Raw genomic sequence first — 19,247 nt, forward strand, 5'->3', positions numbered from 1 at the left:
GGGCTACGAGCAGCTGTTCGTCAGCTTCCCGTACAGCGTGTTCAGGTCCAGCTGCGAAGCGAACCCCGCCGGCGCATGCCCCGAATAGAACCCGGTGTCGCGCAGCCCCGTCAGGAACGGGTTGCTCACGTACTGCTGGCTGAAGCTGCCGGTGCCCGAGAAGTAGAACGAGAACAGGTGCGCCGGATCGAGCGCGAACTCGCCGCGATAGCTCTCGCCGTCGTTGCCATCATCCCAGCCCCACGGCGTGTTCGCCGAGTTGGTGCTGCAGGTCTTCGAGCCCGAGCCGCAACCACCGCTGGTGTCGCCACGGAAGCTGCCCCAGCTCGCGAAAGTCAGCGCCTGCGCGGCCGGCTGCAGCGCGTCGCTGAGCGCGGCGGCATACATGCCGTTCGGCTGGTTCAGGTCGACGAGCCGGTAGTTCACGTGCCGGTCGTTGCCCGACAGCGGGTGGCCCGGCGTCCCGAGCGTCGGGTAGTAGACGATGCCGTCCTGGTTGGCCGCGCCGTTGAAGTTGGACGCATACGGCCAGGCCTTCAGTCCGTGGCCCTTGGCCTCCTGCACCGTCTTCATGCGGCTGATGCCGTTGTCGACCTCGAACGACACCGTGCCATCGATGGTTTCACGGCCGTTGCGGTAGGGGCTGCCGGCCGGCGTGAACGCGAAGAAATCGGTGTGGAACACCGTGATCATTCCTTCCATCGTGCCGAAGGGCGTGCCGTCCTTGCGCACCGAAATGATCGTGCCCTCGAGGTCGTTCTCATGCTCCTGGTCGAAGGCCGTGTCCGACCAGTCGCGCGGGTGATAGAACGAATAGCTGATGAACCAGTGCGTGCAGCTCTCGACCACCGAGTAGTACACCGTCGCGGGCCACTGGCCGTTGCCGCGGTTGTCCCAGTTGTTGGTCGTGATGCGGTCGTTGTCGTAGTCGTACGCGGTGATGTACTCCGACGGGTAGTCGCTCGAGTCGGTGTCCTGGTAGTGCACCGGTGCGTAGCGGAACGCCAGTTCCGCCGTCGTCGCAGCACAGGCGCCGATGCTCGCGATCGACAGGCCCATGCCCGCCGCCAGCGCCGCGACGGTCTTCTTCAGCATGCTCTCTCCCCTCGTTGAGGCCACGGTTGATGTGGCCGCGAGGGTAGGGAGCGCCGATGTCGCGTCAGTGACGCGACAAGGTCAGAACGATGGCAGCGAAAGCCGCTCAGCGGTCGTAATACGGATCGTCGGGGTGGCGGCGCGACGGAATGAAACTCCCGCGCGGCGGCGTGTTGTGGCTGACGCTGCTGACCGGATTCGAATAGGGCGGCACGCTGGACCTCGGCGCCAGCGTCTGCTGATACTGGCTCTGCGGCGTGTAGTAGCGGTTCGAGTCCTCCGGGTGCGGCGCGTGCATCGGGTAATTCCGGTTGAACTGCGAGTACATCGCACCGGCAGCGTCAGGCCCTGAAATATTCGAGCCCGGGTTGTGATGCCGATACATCGCCGCCGCGCCATCGGCGGTGTAAGGCGTCATCGGAAACACCGCCGAATGGGTGGGTTGGGGTCCACCGCGGCCATACCGGGCCTCGCGCATCGGCGGAATGTTCGATTGGCGGAAAACTCCGGCTTCGCCGTGGTACAGCGGGTCGTGCGACGGCGGCCTCGACGAAGCCACCATCACGTTGCCACCCTGGCTGTCCATGATGTGCCGACCCGGATTCACGACGTAGACACCGTCGGTGCTGGCTCGGCCCGTGGGGTCGCCGATGCCGACATGGTGGCCAGCCCGCAAGCCGGTGCGGGAGATGCTGTCGTAGTTGTCCTCATCCGTCGTATGGCGATAGACCTCGACGCCCTGCGGACGCGGCAGATTCCGGCGCGGCGCCAGCGACGCCGCGGCGGGGCGCCGGCGGCCGTCGTCCGATTCGTCGCTCGACGAGACGGAGTCGAAGCTGTCGCGCCGGCGGCGGCCACCGCCCGGGATGCCGATCGCCGACGAGCGCGACGGCGACGGACCCCATGAATCTTCCGACGGGCCGCGTGAACGGGCCGGAATCTCCCGCGGCTGCGAGCGGCTGCTGGAAGGTTGGTAAGAGCCATAGCGCGGCCCGACGCGACTGTTGTCCATCGTGAATTCCTTTCAATCCGGTGTGAATGAGGAATTCAGTATTCGACGAACAGAGATATTGATTTCCAGATTCACCCGAAGCCGATGGGCCGAATGCGAAGATGGACAACTCCACTTTGTTACCAAAGTCATGCACCCGCGTGCAATCCTTCAATCGAAGGCCAGCACCTCGTCGCCTGCCGCAGCTTCGCACCCGGGTCCCAGCGGCTGCCAGCCGCGGTGCACGACCACCTTGCGCTCGTCGTGACACAGCTCGACGCGCTCGGCCCCCGGCAGCTGCTGGTGCACGAAGGCTTCCATCGCGGCCGGTGTGCTGATGCGCAGCTTCATCGCGTAGAGGTCGTCCAGCGGGTGGTCGTCGACATGGATCAGCGGCACGAACTGCGCCGCGAACATCAGCCCGTGCGAACCGATCTCGACCGGCGCCGGCGCATAGCCCTGCGATGCAAGCCACTGCTGCGCCTGCTCGCGCGAGATGCGCGCGGGGTCGAAGCCGCCCCAGGCGCTGGCGATCAGCTCCATCACCCACTGGTTGCAGTTCTGGTAGCGCGTGCTGAACGCGTAGGCATTGGCGCTGTAGCGCGCCGCCAGCAGGTCGAGCGCGAGCCGGCGGTCGAGCGAGCTGCGCGCGAGCGCCGCGCCTTCGGCCTCGGGCAGCAGCACGATCGAGACGTGGCCGACGGACGGGCGGTCGGCGCCGAGCAGGAAGCCGGCCACGCCCTGGTCGAAGATGCGCGGGCGCGATTCCTCGCAGGCGTAGTAGAGCTGGCGCACCGCCCAGGCGCTGTCGGCGTCGGCCTTCAGCAGGATGCCGGCGTGCGAGTAGCGGATGCCGAAGCGGCTCAGGTCGAGGCCCGAGCGCGAGATCAGGGCCACGTTGCGGCCCGATCCGTCGAGCTGCTGGCGCACCAGCGCGGCGAAGCGCAGCAGCTTGTCCTGCTGGCCCGCATTGATCGCGGCCGGGCGCTCGCAGAACTGCACGCTGGCGGCCTGCGCCGTGCCGAAGCAGGCAACGCAGGCCAGCGCCGCGACCGCAATGCGGCCGCGGAGTCTCTTCACAACGCCGTCACAGCGTGACGACTCGCGAATCGAGGTCGCGCCGCCAGTCGTCGGTCAGCACGAGGAAGAAGGCCTCGCGGGTGTCGACACGGGCGAATTCGAAGCCATAGGCCCGCTGGTTGGCTTGCACCAGGTCGCCGGTGCCGAGCGGGCGGGCCGCCAGCGCCTGGCGCGGCAGCTCGAGGATGAACTCGCGATCGGCGCCGGCTTCGGTGGCCCGCAGCGTCAGCTGCATCATCGCCGGGCGGCCGGCCAGCTCCGCCACCTCGGCCACCTCGATCACCTGGTACTGCCCTTCGGCCACTTCCTTGTCGCGCTTCGAGCTGTTGCTCGATCCCTTGATCGAGTCGGAGACGCTGCCGGACGAGGCCGACCCGGCACTCGAGGCCGACGACGCGAAGCTCTCGGCATGGCCGGGCAGCGCGCTGCCGAGGGCCAGCAGCGACAGGGCGGACAGGCAGGCCGCGCGAATGGGGGACAGTCGGGTCATGGTCATCCTTCGGTGGTGCGGGATACGAGATGCGGGATACAGGGTGCGGGATACGGCGCAGCATAGCCGACGGTGCGCCAGAATCCGCGCATGCCCCGTCCCGCTCCCCTGGCACCCCGCAAGGCACCACAACAGGCCCGTTCGCAGCGCACCGTCGAGGCGCTGCTCGAGGCCGCGGCGCAGGTGCTCGAAGCGCGCGGCATCGCCGGCTTCAACACCAACGCGGTGGCCGAGCGCGCGGGCGTCGGCATCGGCTCGCTGTACCAATACTTCCCGTCCAAGGAAGCGCTGACGCTCGGGCTGATGCAGCGCGAGGGAGAACGCTTCCACGCCGAGGCCCGGGCCGCGCTGCTGCATGCCGACGGCACGGCGGCCTTGCGCGCGCTGATCGCCGCGTCGGTGGCGCAACAGTTGCGGCGGCCCGAACTCGCGCGCCTGCTCGACGTCGAAGAGAGCCGCCCGGAGCTGCGGGCCGCGGTGGTCAAGGGGGCGTTCCGTGCGCTGGTCGCCGAGCTGCTGGGCCGCGCCGACCTGCCGCGCCAGCCCGACCCGGAGCGCGCCGTCGACGACGTCGGCGCCATCGTGCGCGGCATCGTCGATGGTGCCGGCGAGCGTGGCGAATCCGACGAGCCCGCGCTGCGCCGGCGCGTCGAGGCGGCCGTCTTCGGCTACCTGCGCCTGGCCGCCGCCGGCCCCGAAAGCGAGTCGGACAAGCGCTGAGCTTTCGGCTCGCCCACGGGCCGGCGCAGGCCCGTCGATGCGAGTAGCTCGAACGGCGCCCGATTCCTACGATGCCTTCCTTTCACACCCCGAGGCATCGCCCGATGAATCCCATCACCACCACCATGAAGCTCAACCACCTGAGCTTCCCTTCGAACGACCTCGCCGCGTCGACCCGCTTCTTCGAGGAGCGGCTCGGATGCACCAGCACCCCCTACCCCGGCTTCAACATCCTGAAGCGGCCGGGTTTCGACATCGTGCTCGAACAGGCCCAGGGCTTCCAGGTCGACTGGCCGCGCAACTTCCACATCGGCTTCGAGCTGGCGACGGTCGAGGACGTGCGCAGCCTCTACGAGCGCTTCAAGGCCGACGGCATCGAGATCCAGGTCGAGCTGGTGCGCAGCCCGCGCGGCACCCGCTTCTTCTGCATCGCGCCGGGCGGCCTGCTGGTCGAGATCAACACCCGCGCCGATGCGCCCGAAGCCGTTCGCGCCACGATGACCTGACCGCCCCCCGGGCCGACCCGCCCCCCGCCACCCATCGGTTTAGGCCAATACGACCTCCATTCCCGCCAAGGGAGGTCGATGTGCGAGAAAGTACACAGTCGGATCCCACAGTCGCCGGAGAAGATAGACCTGTTACGAACAGCAACAATGTTGGGACAGGGAGTAAAAAAAGAATGGAAGCCATCTCGGATGTGCGATGCATCGCCATGCTCGTACCGGAAGGATCGAGCATCGTTGGCGTGGCCGGTCCGGCCGAAGTGTTCACCGTGGCCAATGCGCTGCTGGCGCGGGCCGACAGGCCACCGGCCTACCGCGTCGTCTGCGTCTCGCGGCGTGGCGGCTGGGTCGGCACCTCGTCGGGATTCGCGCTGCAGGCCCAGCCGCTGGAGGTCGTGGCACCAGCCGCCACCGACACGCTGCTGGTGTGCGGCGGCCCGGAGATCGGATCGGCGCTGCGCGATGCGGTGCTGGTCGACTGGATCGCCCAGGCCGCGCCGAAAGTGGCGCGCGTCGGCTCGATCGGCACCGGCTCGTTCCTGCTGGCGGCCGCCGGCCTGCTGAATGGCCAGCGGGCGGTCACGCTGGCCGGCCATGGCGACGATTTCAGAGCGCGCTTCCCGCGCGTGCACCTGGACGACGACCCGATCTACGTGCAATCGGGCAAGTTCTGGACGGCTGCCGGCATGACCGCCGGCATCGACATGGCGCTCGCGCTGGTGCGTGCCGACCTGGGGCCGCAGATCGGGCTGGACGTAGCACGCGCGCTGGTCGTGTTCATGGCGCGCTCCGGCAGCCAGGCGCAGCGCAGCACGCTGCTGAACCTGCAGGAGCGCCTTGCGCAGCGCGGCGCCGACAGCATGCTGACCGACCTGCTGGGCTGGGTCGCGACGCGGCTGAGCCAGCCCACCACCGTGACCGACATGGCCGGGCGCGCCGGCATGAGCCCACGCAACTTCGCGCGCTTCTTCGTGCGCAGCACCGGCCAGACGCCGGCCAAGGTGGTGGAGCAGCTGCGCGTCGAGCGCGCCTGCCATTTGCTGGAGTCGTCGCCGGTGTCGATCAAGGCGATCGCGGCGCAGAGCGGCTTCGTCGACGACGAGCGCATGCGCCGGGCCTTCGTGCGCCAGGTCGGCTGCACGCCGGCCGAGTACCGCAGCCGCCTGGGCGGCACCGACGTGCGCGGCCGCAAGGCGAGTTCCGGGCAGCGGCATGTGCGCCGCGCCCCCGAGCCGCAGCACGACATCCGCCCACAAGGGGAACCCGCATGACCGAGCTGCTGATCTGGCTCGGCAGTGCGGCGGTGTTCCTCGCGGCCGGCGTGGCGGCCGGCTGGCACTTCGGGCGGGCGCGCGAGATGAAGCGCGTGTCGCGCCGCGTGTCCATCGTGCTGGGGCAGGTGGAGCGCCGGCACAAGAAGGAACTGAACCGCTTCCAGACCACCTTCGCGAAACAGGCGCAGGAGCTGAAGGAAGCGCGCGCGAAGCAACGCCTGCGCGAGGCGGCCGACAACCTGACGCATGCGCACATGCACGCACACACGCACGCGCGTTCGCCGGGGCCTGCGGCGAAAGTGCCGCGCCCGGCCACGGAGCACCTGCATTCCGAGCCGCAGGCGCTGCCCGAGCACGGCTTCGCGCCCACGCAGCCGATGCAGCGCGCCAGTCGCTGAGTGCCCCTGAACGTCGATCCGAGGTCCACGCGCCCCCTATGCACAACCCCTACATCGCCCTGCAGTTCCCGACCGTGCCGGCGCCGTTCGCGCCGACGCCGTCGGGCAGGACCCTGACGCAGCGGCTCACCGAAGACGCCGGCTTCCTGCACGACTACCTGCGCGACGGCCTGAACCTGATCGAGCCGTTCCGGACCACCGAGCACTACGCCGGCTTCCTGACGGTGGAGTACCACATGCTGGCGGACGTGCGGCGGCTCTACGCCGACGAGGAGATCTGGCGCGTCATCCCGGATCCCGAGCTCGCCGATGCACCGCGCGCGAGCCGCATGGAGGCCGACCTGCACGACCTGGATGCCTGGCCGCCCAGCCCCGGCGCAACGCCGGCGACCCACGGCCTCGGGCTGATGGAGGCGCTGGGCTGGCTGTATGCGAGCGAGGGCCTGATGCTGAGCCTGGACATGATGGCGCAATCGCAGAACCTCGGCGAGCACCTGGGCCTGAGTGAGGAGAACGGCGGGCGCCACCTGCTGTCGCCGCTGGGCAGCCGCACGCGCGCGTGGCGCAGCCTGGCCGCCGTGCTCGACTCGGCCCGCTTCTCGCACGCGCAGGGCACCGACTTCGTGTCGGGCGCGAGCCTCGCGTACCACCGGCTCGACGAGTTGCTGTCGCTCGCGCTGCGGCCCCGCGCCGACACCGCACCCGCCGAGATGATCTGACCCACCCCGAAGCGCCTTCGGCGCGGGGTCTTGTGCGATATTTCGATAATTCTCGTATAGTCGCATGCATGAACCAGGACGACGTCGTTTCTGCCCTTGCAGCCCTTGCCCACGCCATCCGCCTGCAAGTCTTCCGCGCGCTGGTGGTCGCCGGGCCGAGCGGTTTGACCCCGGGGGTGATGAGCGAGGGGCTGGGCATCGCCGGCACGACGCTCTCCTTTCACTTGAAGGAGCTGGTGAACGCCGGCCTCGTCACGCAGGAACGCGTGAGCCGGCACCTCGTCTACCGCGCCGCCTATGAGCGCATGAACGGCGTCATCGGCTACCTCACCGAGAACTGCTGCGCGGGTGAATCCTGCGCGGTCCCCGCTGCAGCCGCCGGCTGCGGATGCTGACCCACCCCAGGAGCCCGAAATGAAGCGATTCCATGTCCACGCCCATGTCCAGGATCTGCAGGCGAGCATCGCCTTCTACTCCAGGATGTTTGCCACCGAGCCGACCCGCGTCGAGAGCGACTATGCGAAATGGATGCTGGAAGACCCCAGGATCAACTTCGCGATCTCCACCCGCGGCGACGCCGTCGGCATCGACCACCTCGGCATCCAGGCGGACACCGAAGAGGAACTCTCCGCGCTGAAGGCCAGCGCCGAAGCCGCCGGCATGACGCTGCTCGATGTCGGCGAGACCAGCTGCTGCTACGCGCGCAGCGACAAGTACTGGGTGACCGATCCGCAAGGCATTGCCTGGGAGCAGTTCCGCACGCTGGGCAACATCCCGGTGTTCAGTGAGAAAACGCAGTCCGATGATTCCGGCTCGGCGGCGTGCTGCGTGGCCACGGCGCCTCGCGGCAAGCCGCTCGGCATTCCCGTGAAGGCATCGGCTTCGGGCTCCTGCTGCTGACGACCCGCATGCGCATCAACAGCCTGCCCTCTCGTGCGTTCGCTGAGTTTCTCGGCACGGGGCTGCTCCTGACGGTGGTCATCGGCTCCGGCATCATGGCCGAGCGCCTGGCCGGCGGCAATGCGGCCATCGCGCTGCTCGCGAACGCGCTGGCCACGGTGGGCGGGCTGTATGCGCTGATCGAGGTGTTCGGTCCCGTGAGCGGGGCTCACTTCAATCCGGCGGTGTCGATCGCCTTGGCCAGCCTGGGCCGGCTCCCGCGGGCCGACCTGGCTGCCTATGTGGCGGCCCAAGGGGTCGGCGCCGTGGCTGGCGCCTGGTTGGCACACGCGATGTTCGACCTGCCGCTGTTCCAGCTCGCCGCGACAACGCGCAGCGGCCCGGGTCTCTGGCTGGCGGAGTGCGTCGCGACCTTCGGCCTGCTGCTCGTCATCCTGCGCGTCCCGGGGCCCCGCGTCGCCGTTGCGGTTGCCGCGTACATCGGCGCGGCGTACTGGTTCACCGCGTCCACCTCGTTCGCCAATCCTGCGGCCGTCGTCGGGCGCGCGCTCAGCGACAGCTTCGCCGGCATCGCACCCCGCAGCGTGCCGGCCTTCATCGCGGCCGAGCTGGGCGGCGCGGCGCTGGCGCTGGTCGTGCACCGTTGGCTCCTCCCGGGCCTTCCCCCACACGACCATCACTCACCGGCAAAGCACCATGGATGACATCACGATCTTTCACAACCCGGCGTGCGGGACCTCGCGCAACGTCCTGGCCTTGATCCGGCATGCGGGGCTGGAGCCGACCGTCATCGAGTACCTGAAGACACCGCCGACGAAGGAACGCCTGCGCCAGCTGGTCGCGGACAGCGGCCAGCCGGTGCGCGCGCTGCTGCGCGAGAAGGGCACGCCGTTCGCGGAGCTGGGCCTCGGCCAGGCCCATTGGACGGACGAGCAGTTGCTCGACTTCGTCGTCGCGCATCCGCTGCTGTTGAACCGCCCTGTCGTCGTCACCCCGCTGGGCACGGCGCTGTGCCGTCCTTCGGACGTGGTGCTGACGCTGCTGCCGGTCGGCAAGTTGCCGCCGTTCACCAAGGAGGACGGCGAGGTGGTGACGGACAATGGCGTTCGGCGAAGGTGATCACTCAATTTGACCGAACGGTGCAAAAAGGCGTAGAGTCGCCGGCATGCCACGCGAACGCTCCTTCTCCGAACCCGAAGTACTGGACCGTCTGACCGACGTCTTCAGCACCCACGGCTATGCAGGCACCAGCTTGGCACTGCTGCAGGAGGCCACCGGCCTGGGCAAGCAGAGTCTCTACAACACCTTCGGCGACAAGCAGTCCATGTACTTGCAGGCCATCGACTGTGCCGTGCAACGCGGCGCGGGCGTCACCGCTGCGATGCAGTCCGCCGCAGAAGGACGAGAGGCCTTGGCGCTCTTCTTCGATGCCATGGTCCGGAACTGCGCCAGTGCAGATCCGGCGCAGCGCAGCTGCATCGTGACCGGCGGCCTGCTCGAAGGCGTCGACGAGCCGCCGCTGGCCTGGGCATTGACCGCCCGTTGGCAGGCCACCCACGAGTTGCTGCGCTCGGTGGTGGAGCGCGGGCAGCGCGATGGTTCGATTGCCAATCAGGCACCGTCGGCCGAGTTGGCCGAGTTGCTGATCGCGCTGATCAGCGGCTTGCGCGTCGCTGCACGTGCCGGGCGAGGCCGGGCGCAGATGGAGCGTCTGGCAGCCCTGACGCTGGGGGTTCTCGACATGGCTTGAGCCTTCTCTTCTTTCTCCCTGGCCGCGCACGCGGCTTCTTTTTTCATCGTTATTGACCGTTTGGTCTATTAGGAGTCATTCATGGACAAGTCCCTTGCAGGAAAGATCGCGCTGGTCACCGGCGCCTCACGCGGCATCGGCGCAGCCATCGCACGACGGCTGGTTGCCGACGGCGCCGAGGTGGTTCTGCATTTCGGTAGCGGCCGCGCCGAAGCCGAAGCCCTGGCGGCCTCGTTGCGCGATGCCGGCCACAAGGCCCATCTGCTGCAGGCCGACCTGGCGGCGGTGGATGGCGGCCAGCAACTCGTCACGCGCCTGGCGGCCTTGCAGCTGCCTCGCATCGACATCCTGGTCAACAACGCCGGCGTCGCGCTGTTTGCCGGGCTCGCCGGGACCAGTGCCGCGGAGTTCGAGAAGCTCGTCAGCGTGAACATGCGCAGCTTGTTCTTCGTCACGCAAGGCGTGGTGCCGCTGATGCCCGATGGCGGCCGCATCGTCAACATCGGCACCGCGGCCACACGCATCGCGTTTCCGGGCATCACCGCCTATTCGGCGAGCAAGGGCTTCGTGGACGCACTGACGCTGCAGCTGGCCGCTGAGCTGGGCCCCAGGGGCATCACCGTCAACGTGGTGGCGCCGGGTGCCATCGAGACCCGCATGAGTCCGTGGATCAACGAGCCGGGCGGCAAGGAAGTGCTGGCACAGGTGCAAGCCCTGCCAGGCGTCGGCCAACCGGCCTACATCGCCGGCGTGGTGGCCTTCCTGGCCGGACCCGACGGCGCGTGGACCACCGGGCAGGTCGTCGACGCGAGTGGCGGCACCAAGCTCTGAACCACCGCGAGACGAGACCGGCGGTCGCACCTGCGCGCGTGAGACTTCCAGGGTCAGCTCTACCGGCCAGGGACTCAAGTTGCCCCAGGCCGAACCGAAGTAAGTCGTCATGGTCAACTCGATCTCTTCTGTTGCGGTCAATGCCGCCTCCGCACCGGCCGCTTCGGGGTCGGGGCTCGAGGCTGAACTGGCCAAATGCGAGGGGCAGTTGTCCGACTGGGTGCACTGTCCCTCGGCCAAGACGCCCGAAGGCAAGGAGAAGATCGCTGAAATCAGTTCACGCCTGGATACCCTGAAGGCGCGCATCGCCAAGCGGGATCACCAAACCGTATCGACATCGGCGCGCTCCAGCAACGAAGATCAGAACCCGCCCCAGGCGGTCGGCGGCACTGCGCTGAACGGACTGGGCGGATATCTCGACACCTACGCGTAACGCTGATCGCCTGTGCTTCCGGCGGGCACCGAGGGCATGAGCAGATGCGGCAGCGGCTCGAAACCGCCAAGGCGGTTGATGGGACTCGAACCTGGGTCGGAGATGATGGTGGCACTTCCGAGTAGGTGCACTTCGTATCGCAGCTTCGGCGCTCGCCCAGCAGGCGGCTGTGCGTTCCTGTGCTGCAGCGCATCCGGTAGACGGGCTGGCTGATGTGGAAGGACTACAGGGCAGACCTGGATGGCACCGGCTATCTCGTGGTCTTGTTTGCAATCTCGTCCAGCATGATCTGGTACAGGATGCGTGCGCTGAGCTGCAGGTCTTCGATCGGGGCGCCCTCGTTCAAGCCGTGGTAATTGATCGGTGGCCCGAATGCCAGGGTGAAGAGCGGGCCGGCCGCGACGAGATTGACCTGCCCTTTTGCATCGGTGCCCCCGCCGATGGCCGCCAACGGCATCGGCGCGCCCACCGCCCGCTCATAGGCGCCGCTGATCCGTTGGAACCGCGGACTCTGCGGGTCGCGCACGTCGGGTGAAGCGGCGTTCACGGTCGCCACCGTGACGGCCTGACCCGGCCGGTCCTGCTGAAAGCGGTTGACCAGTTGTTGGAAGGCATCGGGGAACACGCTGGTGCCTGGCAACTGCCCCTCGGTCTTGCCGTCCCACGCCACGCCGTGATGGCCGAGGGCATAGCGGATGTCGATTCTGAGGGCCACGTCTTGGGGGCTGGTCGTGACGCGCGTCAGCGCGTAGGTCGTCCCGTTGCCTTGCTCGAAGACCTGATCGTGGCGTTCGAGCAGGTCGGGATGCTTCTCGCCGAAGACCGTCGTGCCCCAACCCCAGGCCATGAACTGCAGCATCCGTCCGACGCCGTTCGGCGCGAGCGTCGCGTCGTCCACCAGGTGGGCGAGGAAGTTCGCGAGCGAGACGACCGGGCTCGCTCCGTTCGCGCGGTTCTCATCCGGCACCGACCCGTGTTGCGCGCCGATGACCTTGGTGGTCAGGACCACCGCCTTTGCGTCGCGCGAAACCTCGAGCGGCGCGCGCCGATACAGCGGATCGTCGAAGCCGTATTGCTGGTAGAGATCGGCGACGTTGGCCGCCAGGCGGTCGAGCGCGGCCTCATCGTTGCCGTTGATGCGCGCGGTCACCGTGTCCGGGATCTGATTGGTGGCTCCGGGGGCGCTGTTGAATGCCTCGATGAAGATGCCGTTGCTCGGCGCCGCGCCGAGCGGGACGGTGAAGATCGGCCGCTCGATCCCCTTCTCCGCGCGGACCGTCCAGACCGCATCGAAGACAATGCCGAAATCGGGCACGCCGACCTCCTGGAAGTAGTACGCGGTCGAGAAGTCGGTCTCCTCGGAGGTGTCGAAGATCAGTTCGACCGTCAGCCCGTCGAGTGCGTTGGTTCCGTCGTAACGGTTCGCCAGCGCCCGCATCACGATGAGCGCGAGGACGGCTGGGCCCTTGTCATCCGCCGCCCCTCGGCCCACCAGGAAGGGCTGCGCCGCGCCGCGGTAGTCACGCGCCTCGACCCGCGGCTCGAAAGGCCGCCAATCCGCATTGCCGGGGGGCACGGTGTCCAGGTGCGCCAGGATCGCGACCTTCTTCGGCCCGCTGCCGAGACGGAACCCGAACACCCATTGGGTCTGGGTCGGGCCCGCCCGGCGCCACTCGAACGGCTCGAGCTTCAGGGTGCTCTGCCCCAGGTTGAACTCCTGGGCCAGCCCCATCAGGTAGTCGCGCGAGCGCGTCAGGTTGTCGACCACCAACTGCTCGCTTTGCGGGTCTTCCGTGCGGTACGTCTGCAGCGTGACGAGGTGGCTCGTCTCGGACACGAATTGCTGCGCCAGCGTCCGCTCCAAGTACGAGCGGGTATCGTCGCCATCCGAACTGCCGCAGCCAGCGAAGAACACCAGGGCAGCGACGGCCAAGCGACCGTGATGCACAAGGTCGCGTTTCATGCAGCTAGGCATAGGCATAAGAACCTCCGCCGTGTTCACGTATCGTGCCGATCAAACCCCGACGGCTCAGGGCGGTATGCATCGCCATCGCGATCTCCTCTCGTTGCTGTGGCAAAGGATCGCGGGCAATCCGCGTGCCATGACGGTGGCTGCCAAGGCTGAGTCAGCGCGAAGTGGCGCCCGCTTCGCCTCCTCGAGCGATAGCACGGTTCGGTGGCAGGGCTGCTGGCACGCCCAAGCTGCACAGCCAAGTGGCTGAACCTGAAGAGAGAAAGCGAACGCCGTCGGTGATCACCCAGGGCAGACGGAGCCACCGTCCTGGCCTCGATATTCCAAACTTTGGAATATGAGGCGATGAGCGCACAAAAAACAGGCAGCTCAGAAAGCGGAAAAGCCCTTGCAACTCATTGAGCTGCAAGGGCTTTTTGTTGGCGGAGTGGACGGGGCTCGAACCCGCGACCCCCGGCGTGACAGGCCGGTATTCTAACCAACTGAACTACCACTCCAGTTTCTTCTAACCGCAGCAGGTTTCCACTTCGACTCGCAGCCTTTCAGCCGCCGATTCTCTGTGCAAGCCCCGCCAAACTTGGCGTCCCCTAGGGGATTCGAACCCCTGTAATCACCGTGAAAGGGTGGTGTCCTAGGCCTCTAGACGAAGGGGACTGAAACCTTCCGATCTCGCAATCACTTCACCACTTCGAACAGCGCACCCAGACTCGAAGTCTTGGTGGAGGTAAGCGGGATCGAACCGCTGACCTCTTGCATGCCATGCAAGCGCTCTCCCAGCTGAGCTATACCCCCTTGGGTGACCTGTCGGACGCTCTTGCGAACTACCTTCAGACGCTGCGCTGTTCTCACTAGCGAAGACCACGATTATAGGCAGATTTTTTAGGCCTTCTGGAGACGCTCCAGAATTTTTTGTCGCGCGAAGAGCTCGAGCACCGCATCGACCGACGGCGTCTGCGCACGGCCGCACACCAGCACGCGAACCGCATGCGCGAGTTGCGGCATCTTCAGGCCGTGGGCCGCGAGCGTCTCCTTGATCGCGGCCGCGATCGCGGGCTTGGTCCACTCGCTGAGTGCGGCCAGCTTGTCGCGCAGCGTCGCGAGCGCCGGCTTGACCGCATCGGTCACGTGCGCCGCGAGGTCTTCGGCGCTCGGCGCCACGTCGGCGAAATACATCTGCAGCCAGTCGGCCAGTTCCACCGTCGTCGAGCAGCGGTCCTTGAACAATCCGCAGCGCGCGGCCACCTCGTCTTCCGTCACGCTGATGCCGCGGCGCGCGAACTGCCCCACCACCAGCGCGGCCAGCCGCCGCTCGTCGATGGTCTTCAGGTAGTGCGCGTTGACCCACGCGAGCTTCGCCGCATCCCATTGCGCGGGGCTCTTCGACAGGTGGCTGCCGTCGAACCACGACACCAGCTGCTCGCTCGTGAACAGCTCTTCGTCGCCATGGCTCCAGCCCAGGCGCGCCAGGTAGTTCAGCATCGCCTCGGGCAGGAAGCCGTTCTCTTCGTACGCCGTCACGCTGACCGCGCCGCGCCGCTTCGACAGCTTCTGCCCGTCGTCGCCGAGGATCACCGGCACGTGGCCGAACAGCGGCAGCGGCGCCTTCAGCGCGTTGAAGATGTTGATCTGCCACGGCGTGTTGTTCACATGCTCGTCGCCGCGGAACACGTGGCTGATCGCCATGTCCCAGTCGTCGACGACCACCGCGAAGTTGTACGTCGGCACGCCGTCGGCGCGCATGATGATCAGGTCGTCGATCTCCTTGTTCGCGATGCTGATCGGCCCCTTCACCAGGTCGTCCCAGGTGACGATGCCGTCGTGCGGGTTCGCGAAGCGGATCACCGGCTCCACGCCGGCCGGCGGCACCGGCAGCGCCTTGCCGGGCGCCGGACGCCAGCGGCCGTCGTAGTGGGTTTTCTCGCCACGCGTGCGCTGTTCCTCGCGCATCACGTCGAGTTCTTCGGGCGTCGTGTAGCAGCGGTAGGCGCTGCCTTCGGCGAGCATCTGGTCGACCACCGCGCGGTAGCGTTCGAGCCGCTGCATCTGGTAGATCGGACCTTCGTTGTAGTCGAGCCCGAGCCAGCGCATCGACGCGAGGATCTGGTCGACCGAATCCTGCGTCGAGCGGGCGACGTCGGTGTCTTCGATGCGCAGCACGAACTCGCCGCCGAAGTGGCGCGCGAAGGCCCACGAATACAGCGCGGTGCGGGCCGTGCCCAGGTGCAGGAAGCCGGTGGGCGACGGGGCGATGCGGGTGCGGATCGGTCGGGTCATGATGTGGGGATCAAAGGGAATCGAGGCCGGCCAACCCACGCAGCAGGTCGGCCTTCAGGTCCTGCACGTCGTCCAGGCCCACCGCCACGCGGATCAGGCCCTGCGTGATGCCGGCGGCCTGGCGCTGGTCTTCGGTGAGCCGGCCGTGCGAGGTGCTGGCCGGGTGCGTGATCGTGGTCTTGGTGTCGCCGAGGTTGGCGGTGATCGAGCACACCTGCGTCTGGTCGATCACATGGAATGCATTCTTGCGCGCGCTGGTGGCGTCGGTGCTCTTCACGGTGAACGACACGACCGCGCCGCCCGAGCCCGATTGCTGCGCCATCGCTAGCGCGTGCTGCGGGTGCGAACGCAGGCCTGGGTAGAAGACGCGCGCCACTTGCGGCTGCTGCTCGAGCCAGCCGGCCAGCTGCAGCGCACGGTCCCCTTGCGCCTGCATCCGGATCGACAGCGTCTCGAGCCCCTTCAGCACCACCCAGGCGTTGAACGGCGACAGCGACATCCCCGCGCTGCGCATCACCGGCACGAACTTGTCATTGATGAGCTGCTCCGGCCCGCACACGGCACCGGCAATCACGCGGCCCTGCCCGTCGAGGTACTTGGTGCCGGAGTGCACGACCAGGTCGGCGCCATACTCGATCGGCCGCTGCAGCGCCGGCGAGCAGAAGCAGTTGTCGACAGCGAGCAGCGCGCCCGCTTCGTGCGCGACCTGCGCCAGCGCGCGGATGTCGCACACCTCGGTCAACGGGTTGGTCGGCGACTCGGCGAACAACAGCCTGGTGTTCGGCTTGAGCGCGCGCCGCCATTCATCGGGATCGGTCTGCGAGACGAACGTGGTCTCGACGCCGAACTTCGCGAACTCGCGGCCGAACAGCATGATGGTCGAGCCGAACACGCTGCGCGAGCAGATCACGTGGTCGCCGGCCTTCAGCAGCGCCATGCCGAGCAGCAGGATCGCGCTCATGCCGCTGGCGGTGCCGATGCAGGCCTGCGCGCCTTCGAGGGCGGCCAGGCGGCGCTCGAACATCGTCACCGTCGGGTTGCTGAAGCGCGAGTAGATGAAGGCTTCTTCTTCATTCGCGAAGCGCGCCGCGGCACTCGCCGCATCGGGCTGCACGAAGCTGCTGGTGAGGAACAGCGCCTCCGAGTTCTCGCCCCACGCGCTCGGCGGCAGGCCCTCGCGCACGGCCAGCGTGTCACGCCGCACGTCGGCCGGCAGCTCGACGCGCGGGATGCCTCGCTTCGCCGGCGCGTCGGCCATCAGCCGCGCTCCGTCGTCGCGCTCTGCAGTGCGAGGCGCGAGCGGTCGGCGCCCTCTTCCTCTTCGCCGCCCTGCGACTTGCGCTGCGCCGCGATCGCGTCGAAATCGGCGGCCGTCACGTCGCCCGTCACGTAGTAGCCGTCGAAGCACGAGGCCTCGAAGCCGTTCAGCGACGGGTTCAGCGCGCCGACCACCTTCTTCATCGCGGCCACGTCCTGGTAGATCAGCGCGTCGGCGCCGATGAACTGGCGGATCTCCTCGATGCTGCGGTTGTGCGCGATCAGCTCTTCACTGGTCGGCATGTCGATGCCGTACACATTCGGAAAGCGCACCGGCGGCGCGGCCGAGGCCATGTAGACCTTGCGCGCACCGGCGTCGCGCGCCATCTGCACGATCTCTTTCGAGGTGGTGCCGCGCACGATCGAATCATCGACCAGCAGCACGTTGCGGCCCTTGAACTCGACCGCGATCGCATTGAGCTTCTGGCGCACCGATTTCTTGCGCACGCCCTGCCCCGGCATGATGAAGGTGCGGCCCACGTAGCGGTTCTTCACGAAGCCCTCGCGGTAGGGCTTGCCGATCTTCTGCGCGAGCTGCATCGCCGACGGGCGGCTCGATTCGGGGATCGGGATCACCACGTCGATCTCGTTCGGCGGCATCGTCGAGATCAGGCGCTGCGCGAGCGTCTCGCCCATGTTCAGGCGCGCCTGGTAGACCGACACGCCGTCCATCACCGAATCGGGCCGCGCCAGGTACACGAACTCGAACATGCACGGGTTCAGCGTCGGGTTCTCGGCGCACTGCTGGGTGTGGATCTTGCCGTCCAGGTCGATGAAGACGGCTTCGCCTGGCGCCACATCGCGGACCAGCTTGTGGCCGGTGCCTTCGAGCGCGACCGATTCGCTGGCCACCATCACCTCGGGGCCGTTCGGCGTCATCACCTCGCCGAAGCACAGTGGGCGGATGCCGTACGGGTCGCGAAAGGCCAGCAGCCCGTAGCCGGCGATCAGCGCGACCACCGCGTACGAGCCCTTGATGCGCTTGTGCACCGCGCCGACCGCCTTGAAGATCTCTTCGGTGGTCAGCGGCAAGTCCCGCGCGGCCATCTCGAGCTCGTGCGCGAGGATGTTGATCAGCACCTCGGTGTCGCTCTCGGTGTTGATGTGGCGGCGGTCGATGTCGAACAGCTCCTGCTTCAGCGAGTGCGCATTGGTCAGGTTGCCGTTGTGCACCAGCACGATGCCGAACGGCGCGTTCACGTAGAAGGGCTGCGCCTCTTCCTCGTTGTAGGCGTTGCCGGCGGTCGGGTAGCGCACCTGGCCCAGGCCCACGGTGCCCGGCAGGCCGCGCATGTTGCGGGTGCGGAACACGTCGCGCACCATGCCGCGCGCCTTGTGCATGAAGCACTTGGTGCCCAGCATCGTGACGATGCCGGCGGCATCCTGGCCGCGGTGCTGCAGCAGCAGCAGCGCGTCGTAGATCAGCTGGTTGACCGGCGTTTTCGAGATCACGCCAACGATGCCGCACATGGGAGAGTCCTTGCTTGTTCAACCCACCCGCGTCATGCGGGCAGGTGGGAAGAGAGTTGAGGCGGAAGCAACGGCTTCAAGCCCGCCAGGGCCGCATTGAGCCACGGCGCGCCAAGCGATGCCTGCCAGGCCGGCGATGTCACCAGCGGCGTCATGCCGACCACCATGCCGATGGCCAGCAGCACGACCACGCCGCGCAGCAGGCCAAAGAAGCCGCCCAGCAGGCGGTCGATGATGCTCAGCGGCGTCACGTGGATCAGAAAGCGCAGCAGCCGGGCCAGGATGCCCCAGACGATCAGCGCCGCGACGAAGGTCAGCGCAAACGCGGCCGCATGGTTGATGCCGGAGCCGATGCGCCCGACCGGGATGTGCGGCGCGACCATCGGCGTCAGCCATTGCGCGGCAAACCAGGCCGCGAACCAGCCGACCAGCGACAGCAGCTCGAACACCAGGCCGCGCACGAGGCCCACCAGCACCGAAATGCCCAGGATGCCGAGAAAAAGTCCATCGACCCAGCCCATCGGCGCCGTCACAGCGTCAGGATGGCCGACGGCAGGCCGGCGGTCTTGATCTTCGCAGCAGCCCTGTCGGCCTCGTCGCGCGACGCGAACGGGCCGACGCGCACGCGGATGCGGTTGCCCGCCGAGGTCTCGACGACCTGCGTGTAGGTCTTCAGGCCGAGCTTCTCGACCTTGTGGCGGGCATCGCGGGCGGCGTTGACCTCGGCGAACGCGCCGACCTGCACGACGAAGCGGCCGGCCGCCTCGGGCGAGGCGGGCTTGCCGTCGAGCAGGGCCTGCGCGCGGGCGCTGTCGGTGGGCTTCGGGGTGGGCTTGTCGGCGGGTTTGTCGGCAGGCTTCTCGACCGGTTTGCGCTCAACCGGTGCGGCAGCCGGCGCGGGCGTCGGCTTCGGCGTGATGGGCGCCACAGCCGGCGGTGTTGCCACGGTGGCCGGCGGCGGCGCCACGGGTGCAGGCGCCGAGGCAGCCGGTTCGCGGCCCGCATCGGCGACGTTCTCGGCGATCACGCT

General features: G+C 67.8%; 22 protein-coding genes and 3 tRNA genes. 12 read left to right on the plus strand and 13 right to left on the minus strand.

Annotated elements, in window-relative coordinates; all coding sequences use genetic code 11:
- Positions 1–3: 3 nt before the first annotated feature.
- The 4 genes from ACXJLU_RS23510 to ACXJLU_RS23525 all read right to left on the minus strand — a co-directional run bounded on the left by ACXJLU_RS23510 (position 4) and on the right by ACXJLU_RS23525 (position 3,656).
- Positions 4–1,095 carry a hypothetical protein gene (locus ACXJLU_RS23510; protein WP_457335149.1) on the minus strand — a complete coding sequence of 364 codons (1,092 nt, stop codon included), beginning with the start codon at positions 1,093–1,095 and terminating at the stop codon, positions 4–6.
- A 106-nt stretch (positions 1,096–1,201) separates the two neighbouring features.
- Positions 1,202–2,107 carry a hypothetical protein gene (locus tag ACXJLU_RS23515; RefSeq protein WP_457335151.1) on the minus strand — a complete coding sequence of 302 codons (906 nt, stop codon included), beginning with the start codon at positions 2,105–2,107 and terminating at the stop codon, positions 1,202–1,204.
- Positions 2,108–2,257: 150 nt separating this feature from the next.
- Positions 2,258–3,166, minus strand: a complete 909-nt coding sequence (locus ACXJLU_RS23520) for a DUF2145 domain-containing protein (RefSeq protein ID WP_457335153.1) — start codon at positions 3,164–3,166, stop codon at positions 2,258–2,260.
- A gap of 7 nt (positions 3,167–3,173) precedes the next feature.
- Positions 3,174–3,656 (minus strand): hypothetical protein, encoded by a 483-nt coding sequence (locus ACXJLU_RS23525; protein ID WP_457335155.1) that lies wholly within the window; start codon positions 3,654–3,656, stop codon positions 3,174–3,176.
- 90 nt (positions 3,657–3,746) lie between these two features.
- On the opposite strand from ACXJLU_RS23525, the gene ACXJLU_RS23530 reads away from it, so the two are divergent.
- The 12 genes from ACXJLU_RS23530 to ACXJLU_RS23585 all read left to right on the plus strand — a co-directional run bounded on the left by ACXJLU_RS23530 (position 3,747) and on the right by ACXJLU_RS23585 (position 11,184).
- Positions 3,747–4,376 carry a TetR/AcrR family transcriptional regulator gene (locus ACXJLU_RS23530; RefSeq protein ID WP_073465460.1) on the plus strand — a complete coding sequence of 210 codons (630 nt, stop codon included), beginning with the start codon at positions 3,747–3,749 and terminating at the stop codon, positions 4,374–4,376.
- Positions 4,377–4,480: 104 nt separating this feature from the next.
- A complete protein-coding gene (locus ACXJLU_RS23535; RefSeq protein WP_457335157.1) occupies positions 4,481–4,882 on the plus strand; it encodes a VOC family protein in 402 nt (133 codons plus the stop codon).
- Positions 4,883–5,088: 206 nt separating this feature from the next.
- The gene (locus tag ACXJLU_RS23540; RefSeq protein WP_457335159.1) at positions 5,089–6,150 is read left to right on the plus strand and encodes a GlxA family transcriptional regulator; all 1,062 of its coding nucleotides are present in this window, start codon (positions 5,089–5,091) and stop codon (positions 6,148–6,150) included.
- Positions 6,147–6,551: a hypothetical protein gene (locus tag ACXJLU_RS23545; RefSeq protein ID WP_457335161.1), complete on the plus strand. Its 405-nt coding sequence runs from the start codon at positions 6,147–6,149 to the stop codon at positions 6,549–6,551. Before ACXJLU_RS23540 ends, ACXJLU_RS23545 begins: the two co-directional genes overlap by 4 nt.
- Before the next feature lie 38 nt (positions 6,552–6,589).
- Positions 6,590–7,270 carry a biliverdin-producing heme oxygenase gene (locus ACXJLU_RS23550; protein WP_457335163.1) on the plus strand — a complete coding sequence of 227 codons (681 nt, stop codon included), beginning with the start codon at positions 6,590–6,592 and terminating at the stop codon, positions 7,268–7,270.
- Positions 7,271–7,338: 68 nt separating this feature from the next.
- Entirely contained in the window at positions 7,339–7,665 is a 327-nt protein-coding gene (locus ACXJLU_RS23555; RefSeq protein WP_457335165.1) for an ArsR/SmtB family transcription factor, read from the plus strand.
- Positions 7,666–7,684: 19 nt separating this feature from the next.
- Positions 7,685–8,170, plus strand: coding sequence for an ArsI/CadI family heavy metal resistance metalloenzyme (locus ACXJLU_RS23560; RefSeq protein WP_457335167.1), 486 nt, complete (start codon positions 7,685–7,687; stop codon positions 8,168–8,170).
- A gap of 14 nt (positions 8,171–8,184) precedes the next feature.
- On the plus strand, positions 8,185–8,874 hold the full coding sequence (locus tag ACXJLU_RS23565) for an aquaporin (RefSeq protein WP_457335187.1): 690 nt from the start codon (positions 8,185–8,187) through the stop codon (positions 8,872–8,874).
- The gene (gene arsC, locus ACXJLU_RS23570) at positions 8,867–9,289 is read left to right on the plus strand and encodes an arsenate reductase (glutaredoxin) (protein ID WP_457335169.1); all 423 of its coding nucleotides are present in this window, start codon (positions 8,867–8,869) and stop codon (positions 9,287–9,289) included. The genes ACXJLU_RS23565 and arsC overlap by 8 nt, the downstream gene beginning before the upstream one ends.
- Before the next feature lie 46 nt (positions 9,290–9,335).
- Positions 9,336–9,920, plus strand: coding sequence for a TetR/AcrR family transcriptional regulator (locus ACXJLU_RS23575; RefSeq protein ID WP_457335171.1), 585 nt, complete (start codon positions 9,336–9,338; stop codon positions 9,918–9,920).
- Positions 9,921–10,001: 81 nt separating this feature from the next.
- Entirely contained in the window at positions 10,002–10,751 is a 750-nt protein-coding gene (locus ACXJLU_RS23580) for an SDR family NAD(P)-dependent oxidoreductase (RefSeq protein ID WP_457335173.1), read from the plus strand.
- A 109-nt stretch (positions 10,752–10,860) separates the two neighbouring features.
- The gene (locus tag ACXJLU_RS23585) at positions 10,861–11,184 is read left to right on the plus strand and encodes a hypothetical protein (protein ID WP_457335175.1); all 324 of its coding nucleotides are present in this window, start codon (positions 10,861–10,863) and stop codon (positions 11,182–11,184) included.
- Between the two features lie 250 nt (positions 11,185–11,434).
- Here the strand turns inward: ACXJLU_RS23585 and ACXJLU_RS23590 are convergent, their stop codons facing one another.
- The 9 genes from ACXJLU_RS23590 to ACXJLU_RS23630 form a co-directional block, all read right to left on the minus strand.
- Entirely contained in the window at positions 11,435–13,147 is a 1,713-nt protein-coding gene (locus ACXJLU_RS23590; protein WP_457335177.1) for a M20/M25/M40 family metallo-hydrolase, read from the minus strand.
- Between the two features lie 429 nt (positions 13,148–13,576).
- Positions 13,577–13,653 (minus strand) — tRNA-Asp (locus ACXJLU_RS23595).
- Between the two features lie 81 nt (positions 13,654–13,734).
- Positions 13,735–13,810, minus strand: a tRNA-Glu gene (locus ACXJLU_RS23600).
- Positions 13,811–13,872: 62 nt separating this feature from the next.
- Positions 13,873–13,948 (minus strand) — tRNA-Ala (locus ACXJLU_RS23605).
- An 87-nt stretch (positions 13,949–14,035) separates the two neighbouring features.
- Complete coding sequence (gltX, locus tag ACXJLU_RS23610) at positions 14,036–15,430, minus strand: glutamate--tRNA ligase (RefSeq protein WP_457335179.1); 1,395 nt, start codon at positions 15,428–15,430, stop codon at positions 14,036–14,038.
- A gap of 10 nt (positions 15,431–15,440) precedes the next feature.
- The gene (locus ACXJLU_RS23615; RefSeq protein WP_457335181.1) at positions 15,441–16,688 is read right to left on the minus strand and encodes an O-succinylhomoserine sulfhydrylase; all 1,248 of its coding nucleotides are present in this window, start codon (positions 16,686–16,688) and stop codon (positions 15,441–15,443) included.
- On the minus strand, positions 16,688–18,217 hold the full coding sequence (gene purF / locus ACXJLU_RS23620) for an amidophosphoribosyltransferase (protein ID WP_073465446.1): 1,530 nt from the start codon (positions 18,215–18,217) through the stop codon (positions 16,688–16,690). The genes ACXJLU_RS23615 and purF overlap by 1 nt, the downstream gene beginning before the upstream one ends.
- Before the next feature lie 32 nt (positions 18,218–18,249).
- Entirely contained in the window at positions 18,250–18,750 is a 501-nt protein-coding gene (locus ACXJLU_RS23625) for a CvpA family protein (protein WP_457335183.1), read from the minus strand.
- A partial coding sequence (locus ACXJLU_RS23630; protein WP_457335185.1) for an SPOR domain-containing protein occupies positions 18,747–19,247 on the minus strand: 501 nt, incomplete at its 5' end. The genes ACXJLU_RS23625 and ACXJLU_RS23630, both read right to left, overlap by 4 nt.

Source organism: Rhizobacter sp. P5_C2 (genome assembly GCF_054049715.1).

Bases quoted from the DNA above. Each gene is read 5' to 3' on its own strand.
- ACXJLU_RS23510 (WP_457335149.1), bottom strand. From the start codon at position 1,095: ATGCTGAAGAAGACCGTCGCGGCGCTGGCGGCGGGCATGGGCCTGTCG.
- ACXJLU_RS23515 (WP_457335151.1), bottom strand. From the start codon at position 2,107: ATGGACAACAGTCGCGTCGGGCCGCGCTATGGCTCTTACCAACCTTCC.
- ACXJLU_RS23525 (WP_457335155.1), bottom strand. From the start codon at position 3,656: ATGACCCGACTGTCCCCCATTCGCGCGGCCTGCCTGTCCGCCCTGTCG.
- ACXJLU_RS23530 (WP_073465460.1), top strand. From the start codon at position 3,747: ATGCCCCGTCCCGCTCCCCTGGCACCCCGCAAGGCACCACAACAGGCC.
- ACXJLU_RS23535 (WP_457335157.1), top strand. From the start codon at position 4,481: ATGAATCCCATCACCACCACCATGAAGCTCAACCACCTGAGCTTCCCT.
- ACXJLU_RS23540 (WP_457335159.1), top strand. From the start codon at position 5,089: ATGCTCGTACCGGAAGGATCGAGCATCGTTGGCGTGGCCGGTCCGGCC.
- ACXJLU_RS23545 (WP_457335161.1), top strand. From the start codon at position 6,147: ATGACCGAGCTGCTGATCTGGCTCGGCAGTGCGGCGGTGTTCCTCGCG.
- ACXJLU_RS23550 (WP_457335163.1), top strand. From the start codon at position 6,590: ATGCACAACCCCTACATCGCCCTGCAGTTCCCGACCGTGCCGGCGCCG.
- ACXJLU_RS23555 (WP_457335165.1), top strand. From the start codon at position 7,339: ATGAACCAGGACGACGTCGTTTCTGCCCTTGCAGCCCTTGCCCACGCC.
- ACXJLU_RS23560 (WP_457335167.1), top strand. From the start codon at position 7,685: ATGAAGCGATTCCATGTCCACGCCCATGTCCAGGATCTGCAGGCGAGC.
- arsC (WP_457335169.1), top strand. From the start codon at position 8,867: ATGGATGACATCACGATCTTTCACAACCCGGCGTGCGGGACCTCGCGC.
- ACXJLU_RS23575 (WP_457335171.1), top strand. From the start codon at position 9,336: ATGCCACGCGAACGCTCCTTCTCCGAACCCGAAGTACTGGACCGTCTG.
- ACXJLU_RS23580 (WP_457335173.1), top strand. From the start codon at position 10,002: ATGGACAAGTCCCTTGCAGGAAAGATCGCGCTGGTCACCGGCGCCTCA.
- ACXJLU_RS23585 (WP_457335175.1), top strand. From the start codon at position 10,861: ATGGTCAACTCGATCTCTTCTGTTGCGGTCAATGCCGCCTCCGCACCG.
- ACXJLU_RS23590 (WP_457335177.1), bottom strand. From the start codon at position 13,147: ATGAAACGCGACCTTGTGCATCACGGTCGCTTGGCCGTCGCTGCCCTG.
- gltX (WP_457335179.1), bottom strand. From the start codon at position 15,430: ATGACCCGACCGATCCGCACCCGCATCGCCCCGTCGCCCACCGGCTTC.
- ACXJLU_RS23615 (WP_457335181.1), bottom strand. From the start codon at position 16,688: ATGGCCGACGCGCCGGCGAAGCGAGGCATCCCGCGCGTCGAGCTGCCG.
- purF (WP_073465446.1), bottom strand. From the start codon at position 18,217: ATGTGCGGCATCGTTGGCGTGATCTCGAAAACGCCGGTCAACCAGCTG.